Below are 19,094 nucleotides of genomic sequence, written 5' to 3'. Positions count from 1 at the left end.
ATGATTAAGCAATATGTCTCATATGCTTTGGGGGCGTTCGGTCACGATGCCTTCTACGCAACCCTAAATACTTATTTTGCTATTTTTGTTACCAGTGCGCTGTTCGTTGGCAAGGGTTCCGCTGCTGAAGCCGGAATCGTTACCTCGATGGTTGTTATTATTCGTTTAATTGAAATTGCTTTTGACCCCATGATTGGTGGGATGGTTGATAACACCAATACCAAAATGGGTAAGTTTAAACCTTGGCTGCTTGCCGGGGCTATCGTTAGTTCCGCTGGGTTGATCCTGATGTTCTCTAGCCTGTTTGGGTTAGCGGACTCCAACTCATCCATGTACTTCATGCTCTTTGGGATTGTCTTCGTCATCATGGATATCTTCTATTCATTCAAAGACATTTCCTTCTGGTCCATGTTACCTGCTTTGAGTGTTGATACCAAGGTTCGTAACAAGTTCGGGACGGTTGGTCGTTTCGGTTCTACCTTGGGTTCTCAAGGGGTTATCATTGTCGTTACCCCATTGGTTATCTACTTCTCACAACAGTTCTCAGGCACTCACGGCAGTACCCAAACCCGTGCCGGTTGGTTAGGGTTTGCAACGGTTATCGGGTTAGTTTCACTGTTAGGTGCCTTGGCAACCTTCTTTGGGACTAAGGAAACTACCAGCTTGATTCGGGAAAACACTGAACGGACACGGTTCCGCGATGTCTTCAAGGTTATTGGTGAAAATGACCAATTGATGTGGTTAGGTTTCTCATACCTGTTGTTTGCCTTAAGCTACGTGGTTACCAACTCACTGTTGATCTACTACTTCCGTTACGTTATCGGGAACGCCGCTGCTTACAGTGTTATCGGGATTGTCACCGCTATTCTGGGGATTCTCTCCGTACCATTGTTCCCAATCATCGTTTCCAAGATTACGCGTAAAGGTGTTTACATCGGCGGTATCTGCATGATGCTGGTTGGTTACATTCTGTTTAACCTTGCCGGTAGCAGTGCCATCATGATGTACATTGCCGACGCCATCTTCTTCTTCCCATACCCAATGATCTTCTTAGCTGCCTTGATGACCATCACCGACAGTGTGGAATACGGGCAATGGAAGAACGGCACGCGGAACGAATCCGTCACCTTGTCTGTTCGTCCTTTGATCGATAAATTAGCTGGGGCCTTCTCAACGGGGATCGTTGTGCTGGCCGCTGTGCACGCCGGCATGACCGGTAACGCTAAGCCTAGCGACATTACCGCTCACGGGATGTTCGTCTTCCATTCCTTCATCTTCTACATGCCAATGATCTTACTGATCGTGGCTGCCCTGATTTACCAATTCAAGGTCACCTTGTCAGAAAAGAAGCATGCTGAAATCGTTAAGGAACTGGAATCTAAACTAGAAACTGAAAAAGTTGAAGAAGAAGCCGAAGAAAAGGCTGAATCCGCAACTGAAGACTAATGTTAAATGTGAGCCCTGGGAGGTTTTCTCCTAGGGTTTTTCTTTTAGCCAGTGTGCGTGGGGGAGGGCGTTCCCGCCTGCGGTCGTTAGGGCCACGGGTCGTGTTCTAGAACCGAGAAACCCGCTCGTTTCAAGAACACCGACACAGAATTCGCTATCCAGCTACCTCCGGCTCCCACTCACACTGCCTGGGATTACTAAATGGGATGAAAACATTTCTTCAGTCGATTCACTCTAATGATTAAAACTGACGCTATTACCTATTGAAAAATTGCGTTCAGTTTGCCGTTTTGAGAGCTGTATGATCAATGAATAATGAAGATGATTTGTTGCCACGAACCGCAACGATAGCCGTAGGGCTGGTGAAAGTAGGCCAGTTGTAGTAGCTCACCGTCGGGAACGGCGGCAGACAGTAGAAACCTGTTATCGGGAGGAAAGAAGCAGCTACGTGCGGACACAATATCAGCCGAGAGGGTGGTCAAAATGAACTCAGCCGTGGGAGTTACCTTAGCGGCGGTTCTGGCCGGTTAGGTAACTGGTGTCTTTGAAACTCGGTTCTCAGAGGTTCAAAGCATGCCGGAGACCGCTCTTTGGCTCCGGGTGTCCGCCCACAGCGTTCCGGTTCGTTTTGACCGCCCGGTAAGGCAATGCAGAGGACTATGTAGCAATAAAGAAAGCGCTTCATAAAATCGTTGACATTAGCAGTAAAAGCGACTATGATAATTACAGTAAAGTTTTACTAAAAATTTATTAAGGAGTTAATAGCCATGGATTTCGCCAGCTTAGCAACTGAATACCAAGAAAAATTTGATGTCGCACCACAACGGGTGTTCTTCTCCCCCGGCCGAATCAACTTGATCGGTGAATACACCGACTTCAACGGTGGGCACGTCTTCCCAGCTGCCATCAGCATGGGAACCTACGCCGCTTACTCAGCCCGTGATGACAAGGAATTCCGCGTTTACTCGGCCAATGTGCCAGACGCCGGAATGTTAACGTTCTCACTGGACGACCTTGCTTTTAACAAGGCTGACAACTGGGCCAACTACCTGAAGGGTATGCTGTTCGAGCTGGCTAAGCAAAACTTAACCATCGACCATGGCTTTGACCTCTTTGTTCACGGGAACTTACCAGATGCTTCCGGCTTGTCTTCATCCGCATCAATGGAAATGTTGATGGGTGAAATTCTCCACGCCGCTTATGGCATGAAGTTAGATGAAGTTGAAATGGTTAAGGTCGGCCAACAAGTTGAAAATGATTACTTCGGTTTGAACACCGGGATCATGGACCAATTTGCTATCGGCATGGGTAAGAAGGACCAAGCCATTCTCTTGGATACCAACACCATGGACTACGAATACGCACCGCTTGCCTTGGGTGATAACGTGGTTGTCATCATGAACACCAAGAAGCGCCGTGAGTTAACGGACTCCAAGTACAACGAACGTCGGGCACAATGTGAAGAAGCCCTTCGTCGTTTGCAAACGAAGCTCGACATCAAGACGTTGGGTGACTTGACCGAAGACGAATTTGACCAAAACGCTTACCTGATCAACGATGAAACCTTGATCAAGCGGGCCCGTCACGCCGTCTTCGAAAACCAACGGACGTTGAAGGCCTTCAAGGCACTGCAAGACAACGACCTGGAAAGCTTTGGCCACTTGGTCAACGCGTCTCACATTTCCTTGCACTACGACTTTGCCGTAACCGGTAAGGAACTCGACACGTTAGTCGAAACGGCTTGGAAGCAACCAGGCGTCTTAGGTGCCCGGATGACCGGTGCCGGCTTCGGTGGCTGTGCCATTGCCATCGTCAAGAAGGCTAACGTCAAGGACTTCGAAGAAAAGGTCGGTAAGGTCTACGAAGACACCATCGGCCACAAGGCAGAATTCTACGTCGCAGAAATTGCAGACGGCCCTAAGGAATTAGAAAAGTAGAGTGCAACGAAGGGCGGTTAGCCGGCGAGCATTAACGTCACTAGTCAGATAATCCCGGTTTTGGATTATTTGGCTAGTGGGGTTAAGCGGAACCGACTGCCCGTTAGTTGCACGTTTCGGCAACGAGGCAGTGGAGGCCTAACGACTAGAAATAGTTACAACCACCAAGAAACCGAAACAGCTTAACACCCAAAACAAACAAGTTTAAAATAAACACATGTCACAAAGCAAAGTGATTAGTGGAAAGGTGATAACCAAGTAGGCCGCACAAACAGGGAAATGAGTGCGTGTGAGCCGTGGTTGTTGCCGTAGCCGTAGGAGGCTAGGTACGGAGCACCTGTGTCGGTGGCGTTAGCCCGGTGAATTTCCGGGTTTACACCACGGGTCGCGTTTAAAGACTGATGGTTTATATCAGGCTTTGAACCGCCCCTGAAGACCGCACCTCAGGCTTCAGGGGAACACCCCACAGGAGCGGAGTACCTAGCATCCGTAGGCGAAACCCGCCAATCGCGGCGCTACATAATTGAGGAGGAATTTGATCAATGACAGTTTTAGTCTTAGGTGGTGCCGGTTACATCGGCTCCCACGCCGTAGATCGTTTAGTAGAAAAGGGTTACGATGTCGCCGTAGTTGATAACTTGGTTACGGGTCACCGCGCCGCAGTTAACAGCAAGGCACGCTTCTACGAAGGAGACGTGCGGGATCAAAAATTCCTGAACGACGTCTTTGATAAGGAAGACATCGAAGGGGTTATTCACTTCGCCGCCTTCTCCGTGGTTCCTGAATCCATGGAAAAGCCATTGAAGTACTTTGACAACAACACGGCCGGCATGGTTTCCTTACTGGAAGTCATGAACAAGCACAACGTGAAGCGGATTGTCTTCTCTTCAACCGCCGCAACTTACGGTGAACCCAAGCAAATCCCAATCAAGGAAACGGATCCTCAAATCCCAACCAATCCTTATGGTGAAAGCAAGCTGATGATGGAAAAGATCATGGGCTGGTCCGACAAGGCTTACGGCATCAAGTTTGTGGCTTTACGCTACTTCAACGTTGCCGGTGCTAAGGAAGACGGCAGCATTGGTGAAGACCACCATCCAGAAACCCACTTGGTTCCAATCATCTTGCAGGTTGCCGCTGGCGAACGGAAGGAATTATCCATCTTCGGTAGCGATTACCCAACCAAGGACGGCACCAACGTTCGGGACTACGTGCACGTCGTTGATTTAGCCGATGCCCACATTTTAGCCCTGGAATACCTGAAGGCCGGTCACGACAGCAATGCCTTTAACCTCGGTTCTTCAACTGGGTTCTCCAACAAGGAAATGCTGGAAGCCGCTCGTAAAGTGACGGGTAAGGAAATTCCTGCTAAGATGGCCCCTCGTCGTGCCGGTGACCCAAGTACTTTGATTGCGGCTAGTGACAAGGCCCGTGAAGTCTTGAACTGGAAGCCACAATTTGACAACGTTGAGGACATCATTCGGACGGCCTGGAACTGGAAGCAAACGCATCCACAAGGCTACAACGACCGGGAGACGAAGTAATTATGGCTAAAGACACAATTCAAACGTTCATTGATCATATTGTTTCCTCTCCAGCGCCCTACACGGAACTGGACCGGCAGTACGTGACGAACCGCATCTTCGCCTTGATCGGTGACGGCGTGGCCCGTGCGGCTGCTTCCGACGAACCCATCGACCTGGTTAACGCCATGATCGAAACGGCCATCGCTAACGGTAAAATCGAAGACTCACCAAGTCCCAAGGAAATCTTGGAATCGCAATTGATGGACTTCATGACGCCACTCCCATCCGCACTCAACCGCGGTTTCTGGGACCGGTATCAAGAGAGTCCTAGCAAGGCGACCGACTGGTTCTACCAGTTGAGCCAAGCCAACAACTACATTAAGACGCGCAACATTGCCAAAAATGTGGTCTTCCCAGCCAAGACACCCGCTGGTGAATTAGAAATCACCATCAACCTGTCGAAGCCGGAAAAGGACCCCAAGGCCATCGCTGCAGCTTTGACCCAGAAGAGTACCAGCTACCCACTGGACCAACTGTGCATGACCAACGAAGGGTACTTGGGCCGTTTAGGCTATCCCGCTCGTAGCAATCACCGGATCATCCGGATGATGCTGGGCGGCGAAACCTGGGGCTTCCAGTACTCCCCATACGCCTACTTCTCAGAACACGCCATCTTCTTGGCCAAAGAACACCGGCCAATGGTTATCAACCAACACACGTTTACCAACCTGTTGGAAATCGTCCGGACGCTGCCAACCTACTTTGTCGGCAGTAACGCCGATTTGCCAATCGTTGGGGGCTCCATGTTGACGCATGACCATTACCAAGGTGGGAAGCACACCTTCCCAATGATGAAGGCTGGCATCGACCGGGAAATTGATCTCGGTGTTGCCGGGGTCAAGGCTGGGGTCGTTAACTGGCCAATGACCGATATCCGGTTGACCGGGAGTCAGCCAGAACCCCTGATCAACGCCGCTACCAAGGTGCTGAACAGCTGGATCGGTTACTCAGATGAATCCGTGGATGTCCGGGCCTACACCGGGGATACGCGCCATCACACGATTACGCCAATCGCGTACCGTGACGGTGCCGACTACGTTTTGGATTTAGTCCTGCGAGACAACCAAACGTCAGACAAGTATCCTGACGGCATTTTCCACCCACATCAGGATGTCCAACACATCAAGAAGGAAAATATTGGGTTGATCGAAGTCATGGGGCGGGCCATCCTGCCAGCACGACTCAAGGACGAAATGGCGGAAGTCACGAAGTACTTACTTGACCAACCTAATGAGATGGTCGACATGCACAAGGCTTGGGCCGATGACATCAAGCAAAACAACAAGGTGACGCCAGAGAACGTTACGGCTGTTTTGCACCAAGCAATTGGTGATGTGTTTGCTCGGGTGTTGGCCGACGCCGGCGTCTTCAAGCGCGACGCCAAGGGCCAAGCAGCCCTGGACGCATTTATCGCGCAAATCTAGCGGGCTTCACTGTGTGTTGACAGCGCCTCCGGGCTGGTGAAAATGGGCCGTGGCGCTGTGGGCGAACGCCCGGAGCCAAAAGGCGGTCTCCGTGCTTACTTTGAGCCTCATAGACCGAGTCTCAAAGATATCAGTTGCCTAAGCGGTAAACCGCTAAGGCAACTCCCACGGCTGAGCCCATTTTCACCAGCCCTGCGGCTCACAATGGTTTAGCCCGTAGATTTGCGGGTAACTGGTCTGAGCTGTTGGCCTTGGCTGCTGGGGTGGTTGTGGTGGTATCTGAGCTTTGGGTGCCACGTGCCGTGGTCAGCTAAGCTGGGTAGAGTTTCAATCAACTAAATAATCAAACCATGGGGTTGTTGTGGTTCGGTGTGGTTTTGGCCATGCTGGACGGCTCAACCCCATGTGACGTTTCAAAAGAATTCACTGGTTGAACTAGTGGTTGCGGTAATTGGTTGGTTATTAATATGTTTGTTTGAACCGCGACTGCTGGTTTAGCTAGTACATACGTTGTTGCGTAGGTGCTGACATCATGTAGTCTATCTTTATGGTAGAAAACTATCGTGACATGGACTGTGGATTGCCAGCAACCACTGAATAATTGTAGAAGGAAACGTTGCCGTGGTAACTGATGCCTGGTTCGCTGACGGAGCCGGAGGTAGATAGGGACCGAACCCGAGGCTAAAGACCGCACCTCAGGCTTTAGTCGGGTCCCACAGGTTGAAGCGTCCCTAATCTACCGTAGGCGGAGTCAACGAACCGCAGGCGGAATCAGTTACCACGCAGCATTAGTTTAATGATAAAATGATATGAAGGGGGTGATGGCAATCGCAGCCACGCTAAAGGATATTGCAAAATCAGTCGGGGTCTCCCTGGCAACCGTGTCGCGGGTCTTAAACTACGACAGAACGCTGTCAGTCAGTGAGTCCACCAGGAAACAGATTTTTGAGGTCGCAGAGGAACTGAACTACACCAAGTTAAAGCACCGAACGGCCACACCTAGTAAGCAGTTGAAGATTGCCATTGTCCAGTGGTACTCGAAAACCAAAGAACTGGATGATTTGTATTACATGTCGATTCGCTTAGGCCTGGAAAAACGCTGTGAGGAACGGCGGATTCTGGCGACCCGGACGTTTCAAAACGACCTGCAGGCCATTGATCCCGATGTTGATGCGATTATTGCCATCGGAAAATTCAGTGACGCGCAGGTCGAGGCGATGTCTCAGCTGACACCGAACCTGGTCTTTGTCGATCAGGATCAATTGTGCCACGGGTATGACAGCGTCGTCACCGACTTCCGTTTCGCCGTGACCCAGGTGCTCGACTTTTATGCCAAGCACGGTCACCAAGAAGTCGGGTTATTATATGGAAGTGAATGGACGACGGACGGGCAGCTCGAAGTCGTTGATCCCCGGTACAAGGCCTTCCGCCGTGAAATGGAAGCCCGGGGCACCTACAATCCGAAGCTGGTCTTTGGCGGCGACTACACCAATCATTCAGGTTATCAGGAAATGCAGACGGCCATTGCCCAATTGGGGGATGATCTGCCGTCAGCATTTTTCATCACCAACGATCCCATGGCGGCGGGCGCGCTCAAGGCACTACATGAAAATAACATCGACGTGCCACAACGGGTCAGCCTGTTTAGCTTTAACGACACGACGATTGCCAAGTACGTGTTCCCTGAGCTGAGTAGCGTGCACGTGAATACGGAATTGCTGGGCGCAACGGCGGTGGACTTGGTCGAAAACCGCTTGCAGACTGGGCGGACGACGCCACAGTTGGTTACTGTGGGGACTGAGCTCAAGCTCCGCGAAAGCACCAAGGGTTAAGCTGGTCTTTGGTGGTGCCTCCGGGCTGGTGAAAACTGGGCCGTGACGCTGTGGGCGAACGCCCGGAGCCTGAAAGGCGGTCTCCAGACTTACTTTGAGCCGCAGACCGCGTCTCAAAGATATCAGTTGCCTAAGCGGTAAACCGCTAAGGCAACTCCCACGGCTGAGCCCATTTTCACCAGCCCTGCGGCTGACACTGGCTTAACCCGGGTTGAAGCTTGTCTGTAGTATTGGGTTGTGAAAACCGGGCCGTGGCGTGGTGCTGGTCGTTCCCGGCGGCGCGCTACGGTAACCACCCTGCTGTGGGGCCGGTTCCAGCCGAAGGGCGAACTTCCACCTCAACTTTGAGCCTGAAGTGCGGTCTCAAAGGTTGTCCCATGCTCTAAGTAGAGAAAATCACTCTACTAAGACCATCGACACAGCCGGGCACCTTGGCTCGCCTCTGGTCACTCCCACGACTGGCACAGTTTTCCCAGCCCTGCGGCTGACGCTAGCTTAACCCGGATTCTGTGAGTGTAGAATTGTATCTTTAATTGAATACTATCTTCTAGTCGGGCTGAAGTTTGTTGCCCGGCTTTTTCTTTAACACTAGATTTACAAGCAAACGAAAGGGACTTGAGCGATTGCCCAAGTCCCTTTGCGTGTTCATTTAAAATGTGGTGCCTACGGCCGCGGCGGCTGCCATGTGTCTGCCGTAGTCGATGGCTAGAACCAAGCCGACCAGAATCAGTTGGCTGTCGTCATCCAGGACCACGATTTCGTACTTGTTGTTGATGCTCAGGCCGGCCCTTCTGACGCGGCCGACGACTTGGTCTTGGCGTTTGATTTCAAAATTCAAATCCCAGAGGGAACCGGTGACGGTTAGTCCGACCGTCGTCAGGTCGTAGCTGGGCCGCAGGAAGGTGGGACGCTTTTGAATCGTGGCCACCGTCTTGCCGCCAATCTGCAGGTAGTAGGTCGCCACCAGGCTCAGGGGTTTCTTCGTGACGGTTGCCACGACCTGATTGTTGACGTCTAAAATTTCAAAAAACTTGGGCATTTGAAACTTACTGCTGACGACCTGGTAGACGGGGGCGTTATGGTCGTCGTGCACGCTGAATCGTTCTTGCAACGCCCATGGTTGTTGGGTCAAATATAGCTTGTGCATTCATTCCATCTCATTTCTCTGACGGTTGTGCTAGTCAGGTGGTCGTCACTGGCCGTGAGGGGTCGTGCATACGGTGATGACTGGCTGATTGGGTGACAAGGTTGCCACCGAGTTGCGAGCCGGCTCACGGGATTAGACGGTGCCCTCAAGGAGAAACATCATTAGGTGATCCCATCATAGTCGGCACAAGCTTGAAGGTAAAGCGCTTTGCCCAATCTTAAGGAAAATAGCGTGGAGTGGGCCAGGTCAGCAGATCACCCCCAAGATATGGGGGATGTAGTTAGCAAAGTGAGCGCCCATTGGCTGATCGAAAAAAATAAAATTTTTTGTTTTGGCGCGGCAATGATTTTGAAATTAAATTGCGTCCTAAACAGTTAGTTTACTGCGTCAGGTGTTGGCCGTTCACCTTTGCTGATTTCGGCGTTCTTGTAGGGGGCAGTTTGTTTGTCCAATTACAATTAACTGGGCGGACGAAAAGGGTTGCTTTTTCGGCCATTTTTGGTAGTAGCGTCTCAGGTGGAAATGTCCAGGGGACAGTTAAATATATCCATATATTGTATTTGCTTGGCGAATGCGATACTATATCTGGTATAGACTTAAAGAACGGGAGAGATTGTTATGATGAACGTAGAAACCGCTGCGCCAGTACGCCTGACGCCCGAATTTATCGCCAAAACAGAAAACGAAGTAACACCACATTGGGGTGAACTCGGCTGGGTAACCTACAAGCGGACCTACGCTCGCTGGCTACCGGACCAACAACGCAACGAAGAGTGGCCAGAAACGGTCCAACGGGTGGTCGAAGGCAACATTAACCTCGACCCTCGCTTGCAGGCCGACCACGTCGCTGCCCAAGTGATTACCGAACTGACCACCGAAGCCCAGAACCTGTTTAAACTGATCTACGGCCTGGCCGCAACGCCCTCTGGCCGGAACCTGTGGATCTCCGGGACCGACTACCAACACCGCAATGGGGATGCCCTCAACAACTGTTGGTTCATCGCCGTGCGGCCGCAAGCCTACGGGGACAGCCACATTATCCCCAGCTATCTGAAGCCGGAACAAATCGCGGCCTCAATGCCATTTTCCTTCATGTTTGACCAACTGATGAAGGGTGGCGGTGTGGGCTTCTCCGTGACGCCTAACAACGTCCGGCAGATGCCTCAGGTCGACAACCACGTGGACCTGACCGTCGTCATTGACAGCGAGAGCGACTCCTACGACGCTTCATTGAAGTTGGGTGCCGTCGACAAGACCGACTGGATGCACGCCCATTCCTTGGCCGACACCCGCTACTACCGGTTGCCAGACACGCGTGAGGGCTGGGTCTTAGCCAACGCCAACATGATTGATGCCCATTTCAACGGTACCAATCCCGATGACAAGACCAAGGTCGTCTTGGACATTAGCGACATCCGGCCCAAGGACGCGCCGATTCATGGCTTTGGGGGAACGGCCTCTGGTCCCATGCCATTAGTAGAAATGTTATTTGATATCAATACGATTTTAAACGGCGCCGTTGGCCGTAAGCTGACCGCCGTCGACTGCACCGACATGGGCAACATGATCGGCAAGACCGTCGTCGCTGGGAACGTCCGGCGTTCGGCTGAATTGGCCTTAGGTGGCGCCGAAGACGATGACTTCATCACCATGAAACAGGATAAAGACAAGCTTTACCATCACCGTTGGGCCTCCAACAACAGTGTGGCCGTGGACAGCGACTTCACCGATTACCAGCCCATCGCCGATTCCATTCAACACAACGGGGAACCTGGCATCGTGAACCTCGGCCTGTCCCGTAACTACGGCCGCTTGATTGATGGCCGGCAGGAGGGCATTGACGAAGCCGTTGAGGGCACCAACCCGTGTGGCGAAATTTCCCTGAGCAACGGGGAACCCTGCAACCTGTTTGAAGTCTTCCCAGGTGTTGCTGAGGACCAAGGCTGGCAACTCGAGGACGCCTTTGGTTTAGGCGCCCGGTACACCAAGCGGGTCACGTTCAGTCACTATGACTGGGAAGTTTCCCGCAAGGCCATCCAGAAGAACCGGCGCATCGGGGTCTCCATGTCCGGCATTCAAGACTGGATCTTAAAGACCTTCAAGCAACGTGTGGTCACTGGTTTTGAGGCCAAGCGCGATGCGGAGACTGGCAAGACGTTCATGGCGCCTATTTACAATCAGACGGCTGTTAAACGCTTCAGTGACCTGTACGCGGCCGTGGTCAAGGCGGACAAGGATTACTCCGCCACGTTGGGTTGCCAACCCTCCATCAAGCACACGACGGTCAAGCCTTCCGGAACGGTTGCTAAATTAGCCGGCGTTTCCGAGGGGATGCATTTCCACTACGCCCGTTACCTGATTCAACGGATTCGGTTCCAGGACAGCGACCCGTTGCTGCCAGCCTTGAAGGCTAGTGGCTACAAGGTTGAGCCCGACGTGTACAGTCAAAACACGATGTGCGTGGAATTCCCAGTGAAGGCCGCTCACGCCGATCAATCTGCTTTTGCGTCCGCTGGTGAGGTCTCCATCGCCGAACAATTTGCGACCCAGGCCTTCCTCCAGACGTACTGGTCCGACAACGCGGTTAGTTGTACCGTGACGTTCCAACCCGAAGAGGGCGACCAGATCAGCGACCTACTGATGCAATACCGCAACACCATCAAGTCCACGTCCCTGTTGCCATACAGCGGCGCCGACTTCAAGCAAGCGCCTAAGGAACCCATCGACGCCAACACCTACACGGAAAAGTGTGCGGAAATCACGGCCGACGTGGCAGAAACCTTTGCGGCTATGACCGGGAACCATGATCAGAAGGATATTGAGTTGGTAGACCAGTCCGATTGTGCCGGCGGTGCCTGCCCAATCCGTTAGGTTCAACGACTTGCCTTGCCGCCTACGGTAGCCAGACGCCGCTCCCGTGGGCAGACCTGAAGCCGAAGAGCGGTCTTCAGGGCGACTGTGAACTTCACTAAACCCGTGAGTTTCAAAGCTCGGCCGTGGCCTAACCCGAGCAAACCACTCGGCTAATGCCACCGACACGGGGCTCTGTCTGGCTACCTCCGGCTGGGGCTAGTGTTAACCCTAACGTTTGGTGCTTTTAATTAAATATGTGTATGCTTGAGGCGTTGATTATTTTTGATCAACGCTTCTTGTTGTATCTGGACTAAAAATTAACGAAATGGTGGCTAATAACATGAAAATTTATACGGGTGTTGGTGATCAGGGGATGACCAAGCAGGTTAGTGGCAAGATGGTGTCGAAGACCGATGCTCAGATTGTGACCCTGGGCGACATTGATGAGTTCCAGTCCTACCTTGGCGTTGTGGTGGCTAGCTTGGGCGCACATCCAGACCTGGTGGTTGAGCTCAGCGAGGTGCAACGCAAGCTGTATCAGTTGGAGGCCGACATCAGTGTGAAACGCCACCAGGAGATAACCTTGGCGGATACGACGACGCTAGAGGAACGGGTCGACTTCTTTATGGACAATACGCCTGAGTTACGGGAGTTCATTTTACCCGGTGGTTCTGAGTCCGGGGCACGGCTGCAGTATGCCCGCACGGTGGCGCGGCGTGCCGAACGGTCAGCCGTTGCATTGAATCTCGAGCAGCCGTTGGAACCAGCCATTTTGAAGTACCTCAACCGCTTATCGGATTACCTTTTCGCGATGGCCCGGTACGTGAACCATTTGGATGGGTATCAGGAAGTGCCTAGCAATAAGGAAAAGGCCGAGTTGAAGGCGGCACGTGATGCTAAGCGGTTGGCTAAGAAGGCATCAAAATAGAGTGTCAGCGGGCGTTCCCGGCAGTGGATTCAAGCGGCCCTGCTAGGGGATGTAGGTTGTCTGCACTAGTCGCAAGTAAAAATGATTCCACGAAAAAACTCTCGTAGCCGATAATGGTTACGAGAGTTTTTATAATTGACACTGATTTAGAAAACAGAGGATAAGTTGCTGGTTAAAACTAGTGTCAGCCGAGAGGGCGGTCAAAATAGGCCTAGCCGTGGGATTTTCTGAGCAAACCACTCAGAAAATGGTGACTTTGAGACGCGTTCTTGGCGGCTCAAAGCAAGGTTGAAGACCGCTCTTTGGCTTCGACCGGCCTTCCACAGCGGACCGGTCCTATTTTGACCGCCCGGCAGGCGCTGACAGGGACTAGTCTTACCAGATCTTAACCCGCTTGTCTGGTGCCAGGTACATGTTGTCCGTTGGCTTGACGTCGAAGGTCTTGAAGAAGTCGTCGAGGTTCTTGACCTGGACGTTGGCCCGCAGTTTAGCTGGGGCATGGACGTCGATTGACAGCAACAGTTGCATGTATTCAGTCGTGGCCTTCATCCGCCAAACGTTGGCCCAGTTGATGAAGAACGCCTTCAGGTCGATTTCGCTGGAAGACTTGGCGGCCTCTAAGGCACAGCTCAGTCCGCCGGCGTCGGCGATGTTTTCGGAGACGGTCAGCTTCCCGTTGACCTTTTGGCCAGCGAATTCGATGCCGTCAAACTCATCGATCATGGCTTGGGCCAAGTCCTTGAAGTGGGCTAAGTCTTGGTCGGTCCACCAGTTGTTCAGGTTCCCAAATTCATCGAATTGTGAACCGTTGTTATCGAACGCGTGAGAAATTTCATGGGCAATGACGGCCCCGATACCGCCGTAGTTCGCGCTGCTTGGTTGGTCCAAACTGTAGAATGGCTTCTGCAGGATAGCAGCGGGGAAGACGATTTCGTTGTTCGATGGGGAGTAGTAGGCGTTGACGGTGTTGGCGCTCATGTCCCAACGCTTCCGGTCAACGGGTTGACCCCAGTGGCCAAAGTGATTCTTGATGATGATTTCGGTAATGTTTTGTAAGTTTTCAAAGAGTGAGGCGTTTTCGTCGATCGTAAACTTGCTGTAAAGTGGGTCGATTTCGTCTGGGTAGCCGACCTTGATGGTTAACTTCTGCAGCTTGACGATGGCTTTTTCGCTGGTGGCGGTGCTCAGCCAGTCGTTTGACTTGAGCCGGTTTTGGTAAACGCGCGCCATCTTCAGGACCATTTCACGGACGTCGGCCTTGGCAGCTTCACCAAAGTACTTGCGACCGTAGTAGTCACCGACGACTTGGCCAAACGTACCGGTTGCCAGGTAGTAGGCGGCCTTCTTAGGTGAGCGCGCTTCCTTTTGACCGGACAGGGCCCGACGGTAAGTGCCACCGACTTGGCGGAAGTCCTCGGTCAAAGCACCCGTGGCGCCAAGAACCGTGTTGACCAGCATCCAGCTCTTTAAGTTATCAAAGTTGGCTGGCGTCAAAAGGTCGTTAACGGCATCAAAGTAGGTGGGTTGTGGCAGGATGACTTGGGCAGGCACGTCGTTGATCAAGCCCTTGATGGTGCTGGTCAAATCGAGGTTGTCAATCTTGGCATCCACGTCGGCCAGTGGGAAGGGGTTGTACATCTTAACGTAGTCGGCAGATTCTTCTGCGGACTTCACGTGTGGCGCAATCTGTGCATCGAAGGCCTTCGCTTGTTCCACGATTTCCTTGGCCCGGTCTTCAGCGTAACCAGCCAAAACTAAGACCTTGACGGCGGTCGTCGTGAAGACGGGCATCAATTGCTTAGCGGCGGGGTTATCCTTTTCGTAGTAAGTTTTATCAGGGAGAATCAGGCTTGGGGCGTCCAAATAAAGGGCGTAGTTGCTGGTGTCCTTCATGTCGGCTTCAACACTGATGTCGACGGGGGTTGGCAGGTCGGTTTGGAACCATTCAACCAGGTGGGCGTTCAGGTCAGCGAGGTCTTTCAGGCCTTCAATTTTAGCCAGGTAAGGCTTGAGGGGCGTTACGCCGTCTTTGTTGCGACGGTCGGCATCCAGGGCCAAGGTGTATAGCTTCTTGAACTCAGCCATCTCAGGGTTAGCCGGGGTGAGCTTGCCAGCCAACAGGTCGTCGAAGTCGCTCATCAGGGTGTGTTCAATGTTGTCGACCAGGTCCATGAAGCCACCAGTCGAGGAGTGGTCCCCAGGAATGGTCGCCTGTTCGGCCCATTTGCCGTTGACCGCATCGTACAGGTCGTCGGTCAGTTTAGCTGTATCCACCGGGAAGCCACTAGCCATGGTTGGCAGGGTTTGGTTGGACGAATAATTATCAAGTCGCATACAGAAATCCTCCTTAAAACTATTTGTTAAGAACAGGTTAACCCTTTCACGGGTAAAAGGAAACTTTTTTATCATGATTTTCTCATAATGTCCCGGAAAGACCATAAAAATAAGCCTGAGAGCGATAAATGGGCTCCCAGACTTAAGCAAAACTGGGTGTAAAACGAACCAACGATGAAACCTGTCAGTGGGTGAAAATAGTCGAAGTTTGAAACCATTACGGTGAAAATGTCAGTAGCCGAAAAGGGCTAGGTGGAAAATGACTAACGCCAATTAGTGTTCCGGAGATTGTTGGCGGTACCAGTGGTTTGGGTTAAATCTTAGTTGCCCCCAGAATCACGAGTCAGGAACACTAATCTGTCGATGATCTTAGTCGAGGTGCAACCAGAGTAAAAATGGAAAACACCCAAAGCAGAAAATCAACTGACAATAGCTGATGCCAACGACTAACTCGGGTTAAACAAGTGTAAGCCGTAGGGCTGGTGAAAATGGGCTCAGCCGTGGGAGTTGCCTTAGCGGGTTTCCCGCTTAGGCAACTGCTATCTTTGAGACGCGTTTCTCAGCGGCTCAAAGTAAGTCTGGAGACCGCCTTTCGGCTCCAGACGTGCGCCCACAGCGCCACGGCCCATTTTCACCAGCCCGAAGGCGCTGCCCACACACAGCATAACCAGACCGTTAGTCGTTGCCAGCAGCAGGTTTCTTGGCGCGGAGAACGGGGCGCCGGAACTTAGGCCGCGTCCGGTCCCAAATCGCAATGTTCTGTTGATACTGCGTAAAGAACTGGTTAATGTCTTCGCCGGTCAGGTCGCTAGGAATCTCTTCCCAGGTCGTGGCGCTCTGCAGAAAGGCTTGCCGGATGTCATGCTCTACGTTAGCCCCCTTGGCGGTCAGGCGCAGGTACTTGACCCGCCGATCGTCCATCTTGGCTTCTTGTTCCACGAAGCCATCTAACAGTAAAGCCCGTAACTTCCGAGCAGCAGCGGAACGGGTGGTCCGGGTGGAATCCGCCAGTTCACTCAACGTAATGTTGCGTTGTTCATGAATCTGTTTCAACAGTAAATATTGTTCGAAACTCACTGAATACTGACTGGTAATCTGCTCGGCCGCATTGATCAACACCCGAAAGATTGACCGATATTGCCGTAGAAACGTCTCGAATACTCTATCTTCGTTTTTCATGATTAAATCCTCCCCCAAAACGAATTGCTGCTTCAGCAAAGTTATCGCGCAAAATGACCGTTCTTCTTCACTAACTCAGCATACCGTTATTATGCGGCCTGAAGAGTGGGGATGAAAATGATTGCGCTCGCGGAGGGTAGTTAAGATAATTCAGCTTGTATTCTAAGGACAAAAGGTAAGTAACCTTTGCGGGAAAGCGCGGAATTTTGCCGGGAAATGAGAATTGCCTAACATTTCAGCGCGTACCCTAAAAATCTCGTGAAAAAAAGGGTAAAACGCTTCCACGTCAGCCGTTTAATTGTTATGATAAAACTGTAGAAACGATACCACATGGATGGTTTACTATGGAAAGGACGGGATATTATGTATGAACGGATCTTAGTACCAATGGACGGTAGCAAAAATGCGCACGCCGCACTGATTGAGGCCACCAAATTAGCCAAGGAGCTGGGTTCTAAATTGTTCATCGTTTCCGTCGCCAGCGATCAGACCTATGCCCACTACGGCGCGGAATTCGGTAGTGAAATCGTGACCCATTTCAAGGACGCGGCTTCAAAATTCTTGGAGAGTGCGGTTGCGGAAGTGGAAGCACAGGGCGTGCCGGTCGAAACTTCTTTCCGAGTAGGCCTGCCAAAACCCACGATTGCCAAGACATTGCCAGCTGAACTACACACCTCACTGACGGTCATCGGCCGTTCCGGGGTTCACGGCTTTGGGCGCGCCATCATGGGGTCCACCACTAGCTATGTCGTTCACAATTCAGACACGAGTGTCTTGGTTGTCGACTAATTCAGTTTAAAAGTCTCTTGCTATTATTGAAGTTCACGGCTCATTTCAGAGTTGGTGGACTTTTTTGATGGGGTAAATCAGTGGCAGCGGGGGATTACTGGCTCGCAAAATCAGTGCGTCATTAAATGGAAATGTCCCGTATAAAGTTTGCCCCATAGTGTGAAAGAATGTGGTAAGATAAACCAAGTATATGTGTAGCGGTGCAACCGATGGCCGGTGCCAGTAAACGGATATTAATCATTGAGGGATGGAAAAATATGAAAAAGTTTTTGTTGGGCGCCGTTGGGTTGTTAGCCTTGACCCTTGCCGGCTGCTCGAGTAACGCACTGACCACGAACAAGACCAGTTACCACCCAACGGCTTTGACCGCGGTGATTAAGGGTGACGCCAAGACCAAGACCGTGAACTACCAGGTTGATGGTGGGGCCAAGCACAGCGTCAAAGTGAACGGCGGGACCTACTTCTTCCAAGTGCCAGCAGCGGCCAAGCAACAGACGGTCAAGCTGACGGCGGGCAACGCCAAGAAGACGGTGACGGTCAAGTCGGTCACGGCCTTAGGCAACTACAAGAAGTTAGCGGCCACTTACAACCAGATGGTGATTGGGACCCATTTGCCAAAGAAGGTCCAAAAGCAATTACAACAGGCGCAAAAGACCCAAGCAGCGACTAAGAAAAAGTTGGCAGCCTTAGCCAAGACCGACCCAATGGCCGCCGCAGCCGCTGCTAAGCAGCAACAAGCTGCCGCCAAGCAATTACAGGCACAGATGGCTACGGCTAAGAAGCAGGCCAAGGACGACCTGTTGCCAACCACGGCCAAGGATGGCGTGCAAAACCTCATCGACACCAAGGACGTGACGGTGCGGGGCAACGTGCAGGACGGCAAGCTGATGGGCTTAGCGCTGATCGTGCCAACCAAGCAGATGAAGACCAAGGACGGTCAGAAGCAGTTTGGGACCACGTTTGCCTTGTTGGGGACGACGCTGAAGGCCAAGCCGAAGTACGTCATCAACAAGTTTGAAAAGGTTCTGAAGGATGCTAAGAAGAACAGCTCGTCCACGACGACTAAGACGATTCGGTCGAATGGCGTGCGGTTCAACACTGGTTTCTCAACGGACCACCTCTACATCTACATGACCAAGTAACCGGGCTTTTATTCTTGGTGTTATCCGCGCCTCCGGGCTGGTGAAAACTGGGCCTGGTCGCGTCCGTTCCCGGCGGCGCGCTCAAGGCGCCCTGCTGTGGGGTCGGCTCCAGCCAAAGGGCGGGCTTCCACCTCAACTTTGAGCCTGAGAAGCGGTCTCAAAGGTTGCCCCGTGAACTAGGCTGGAAAAGAACTCCAGCCAAGGTCACCGACACAGCCGGGCACCTTGGCTCGCCTCTGGTCACTTCCACGACCGGCCCAGTTTTCCCAGCCCTGCGGCTGACACTGGCTCAGCCCGCTTACTTGGTGGGTGGCTGTTACTGATGGGGTTAGATTCTTCGTTAGTGATGATGACCTGTAGGATTGGCTGGCAGTTAGCCAGGTAGAGTAGATAACACCAATTAAATGACAATCGTGAAGTCTGGGAATTAATCCCAGACTTTTTCTTTTACCTTTCGTTCTGTCTGAATAGGGAGGAAAATTATCTGAAAGCAAAAT

The 19,094-nt window shown here is 52.0% G+C and carries 12 protein-coding genes; 9 read left to right on the top strand and 3 right to left on the bottom strand.

Translation table 11 applies throughout. The features are described from left to right. The 5 genes from JUF22_RS03005 to JUF22_RS02985 all read left to right on the top strand — a co-directional run bounded on the left by JUF22_RS03005 (position 1) and on the right by JUF22_RS02985 (position 8,225). A complete protein-coding gene (locus tag JUF22_RS03005; RefSeq protein WP_203643151.1) occupies positions 1–1,446 on the top strand; it encodes a glycoside-pentoside-hexuronide (GPH):cation symporter in 1,446 nt (481 codons plus the stop codon). A 767-nt stretch (positions 1,447–2,213) separates the two neighbouring features. After that, positions 2,214–3,383 (top strand): galactokinase, encoded by a 1,170-nt coding sequence (locus JUF22_RS03000; protein ID WP_203643149.1) that lies wholly within the window; start codon positions 2,214–2,216, stop codon positions 3,381–3,383. A gap of 542 nt (positions 3,384–3,925) precedes the next feature. After that, positions 3,926–4,927, top strand: coding sequence for a UDP-glucose 4-epimerase GalE (galE, locus tag JUF22_RS02995; RefSeq protein WP_125763388.1), 1,002 nt, complete (start codon positions 3,926–3,928; stop codon positions 4,925–4,927). 2 nt (positions 4,928–4,929) lie between these two features. After that, positions 4,930–6,393: a UDP-glucose--hexose-1-phosphate uridylyltransferase gene (locus tag JUF22_RS02990; RefSeq protein ID WP_203637805.1), complete on the top strand. Its 1,464-nt coding sequence runs from the start codon at positions 4,930–4,932 to the stop codon at positions 6,391–6,393. Between the two features lie 821 nt (positions 6,394–7,214). Further along, positions 7,215–8,225, top strand: a complete 1,011-nt coding sequence (locus JUF22_RS02985; RefSeq protein ID WP_203643147.1) for a LacI family DNA-binding transcriptional regulator — start codon at positions 7,215–7,217, stop codon at positions 8,223–8,225. Positions 8,226–8,874: 649 nt separating this feature from the next. Here the strand turns inward: JUF22_RS02985 and JUF22_RS02980 are convergent. After that, positions 8,875–9,372, bottom strand: a complete 498-nt coding sequence (locus JUF22_RS02980; protein ID WP_203643144.1) for an LURP-one-related/scramblase family protein — start codon at positions 9,370–9,372, stop codon at positions 8,875–8,877. Between the two features lie 621 nt (positions 9,373–9,993). Here JUF22_RS02980 and nrdJ point away from each other — a divergent pair. Next, positions 9,994–12,243: a ribonucleoside-triphosphate reductase, adenosylcobalamin-dependent gene (nrdJ, locus tag JUF22_RS02975; protein ID WP_203643656.1), complete on the top strand. Its 2,250-nt coding sequence runs from the start codon at positions 9,994–9,996 to the stop codon at positions 12,241–12,243. A gap of 322 nt (positions 12,244–12,565) precedes the next feature. Beyond that, positions 12,566–13,153 carry a cob(I)yrinic acid a,c-diamide adenosyltransferase gene (locus JUF22_RS02970; protein ID WP_203643135.1) on the top strand — a complete coding sequence of 196 codons (588 nt, stop codon included), beginning with the start codon at positions 12,566–12,568 and terminating at the stop codon, positions 13,151–13,153. 375 nt (positions 13,154–13,528) lie between these two features. On the opposite strand, the gene JUF22_RS02965 is transcribed toward JUF22_RS02970, so the two are convergent. Together JUF22_RS02965 and JUF22_RS02960 are read right to left on the bottom strand one after the other, a co-directional pair. Further along, on the bottom strand, positions 13,529–15,487 hold the full coding sequence (locus tag JUF22_RS02965; RefSeq protein WP_373306102.1) for a M13 family metallopeptidase: 1,959 nt from the start codon (positions 15,485–15,487) through the stop codon (positions 13,529–13,531). A 675-nt stretch (positions 15,488–16,162) separates the two neighbouring features. Then, entirely contained in the window at positions 16,163–16,666 is a 504-nt protein-coding gene (locus JUF22_RS02960) for a MarR family winged helix-turn-helix transcriptional regulator (RefSeq protein WP_203637796.1), read from the bottom strand. 330 nt (positions 16,667–16,996) lie between these two features. On the opposite strand from JUF22_RS02960, the gene JUF22_RS02955 reads away from it, so the two are divergent. Both JUF22_RS02955 and JUF22_RS02950 read left to right on the top strand, forming a co-directional pair. Next, the gene (locus JUF22_RS02955) at positions 16,997–17,455 is read left to right on the top strand and encodes a universal stress protein (RefSeq protein WP_308439783.1); all 459 of its coding nucleotides are present in this window, start codon (positions 16,997–16,999) and stop codon (positions 17,453–17,455) included. A gap of 257 nt (positions 17,456–17,712) precedes the next feature. Further along, entirely contained in the window at positions 17,713–18,597 is an 885-nt protein-coding gene (locus JUF22_RS02950) for a hypothetical protein (protein WP_203643127.1), read from the top strand. Positions 18,598–19,094: the final 497 nt, after the last annotated feature.

Origin of the sequence: Levilactobacillus lanxiensis (assembly GCF_016861655.1) — a bacterium.
Taxonomy (GTDB): domain Bacteria; phylum Bacillota; class Bacilli; order Lactobacillales; family Lactobacillaceae; genus Levilactobacillus; species Levilactobacillus lanxiensis.
This window is presented reverse-complemented; position numbering and strand designations above follow the sequence as displayed.

What these genes read in the sequence shown, in the direction of transcription:
- JUF22_RS02985 (WP_203643147.1), top strand. Translation starts at nt 7,215, where the DNA reads ATGGCAATCGCAGCCACGCTAAAGGATATTGCAAAATCAGTCGGGGTC.
- JUF22_RS02950 (WP_203643127.1), top strand. Translation starts at nt 17,713, where the DNA reads ATGAAAAAGTTTTTGTTGGGCGCCGTTGGGTTGTTAGCCTTGACCCTT.
- JUF22_RS02970 (WP_203643135.1), top strand. Translation starts at nt 12,566, where the DNA reads ATGAAAATTTATACGGGTGTTGGTGATCAGGGGATGACCAAGCAGGTT.
- JUF22_RS02960 (WP_203637796.1), bottom strand. Translation starts at nt 16,666, where the DNA reads ATGAAAAACGAAGATAGAGTATTCGAGACGTTTCTACGGCAATATCGG.
- JUF22_RS02965 (WP_373306102.1), bottom strand. Translation starts at nt 15,487, where the DNA reads ATGCGACTTGATAATTATTCGTCCAACCAAACCCTGCCAACCATGGCT.
- JUF22_RS03000 (WP_203643149.1), top strand. Translation starts at nt 2,214, where the DNA reads ATGGATTTCGCCAGCTTAGCAACTGAATACCAAGAAAAATTTGATGTC.
- galE (WP_125763388.1), top strand. Translation starts at nt 3,926, where the DNA reads ATGACAGTTTTAGTCTTAGGTGGTGCCGGTTACATCGGCTCCCACGCC.
- JUF22_RS02980 (WP_203643144.1), bottom strand. Translation starts at nt 9,372, where the DNA reads ATGCACAAGCTATATTTGACCCAACAACCATGGGCGTTGCAAGAACGA.
- nrdJ (WP_203643656.1), top strand. Translation starts at nt 9,994, where the DNA reads ATGAACGTAGAAACCGCTGCGCCAGTACGCCTGACGCCCGAATTTATC.
- JUF22_RS02955 (WP_308439783.1), top strand. Translation starts at nt 16,997, where the DNA reads ATGGATGGTTTACTATGGAAAGGACGGGATATTATGTATGAACGGATC.
- JUF22_RS03005 (WP_203643151.1), top strand. Translation starts at nt 1, where the DNA reads ATGATTAAGCAATATGTCTCATATGCTTTGGGGGCGTTCGGTCACGAT.
- JUF22_RS02990 (WP_203637805.1), top strand. Translation starts at nt 4,930, where the DNA reads ATGGCTAAAGACACAATTCAAACGTTCATTGATCATATTGTTTCCTCT.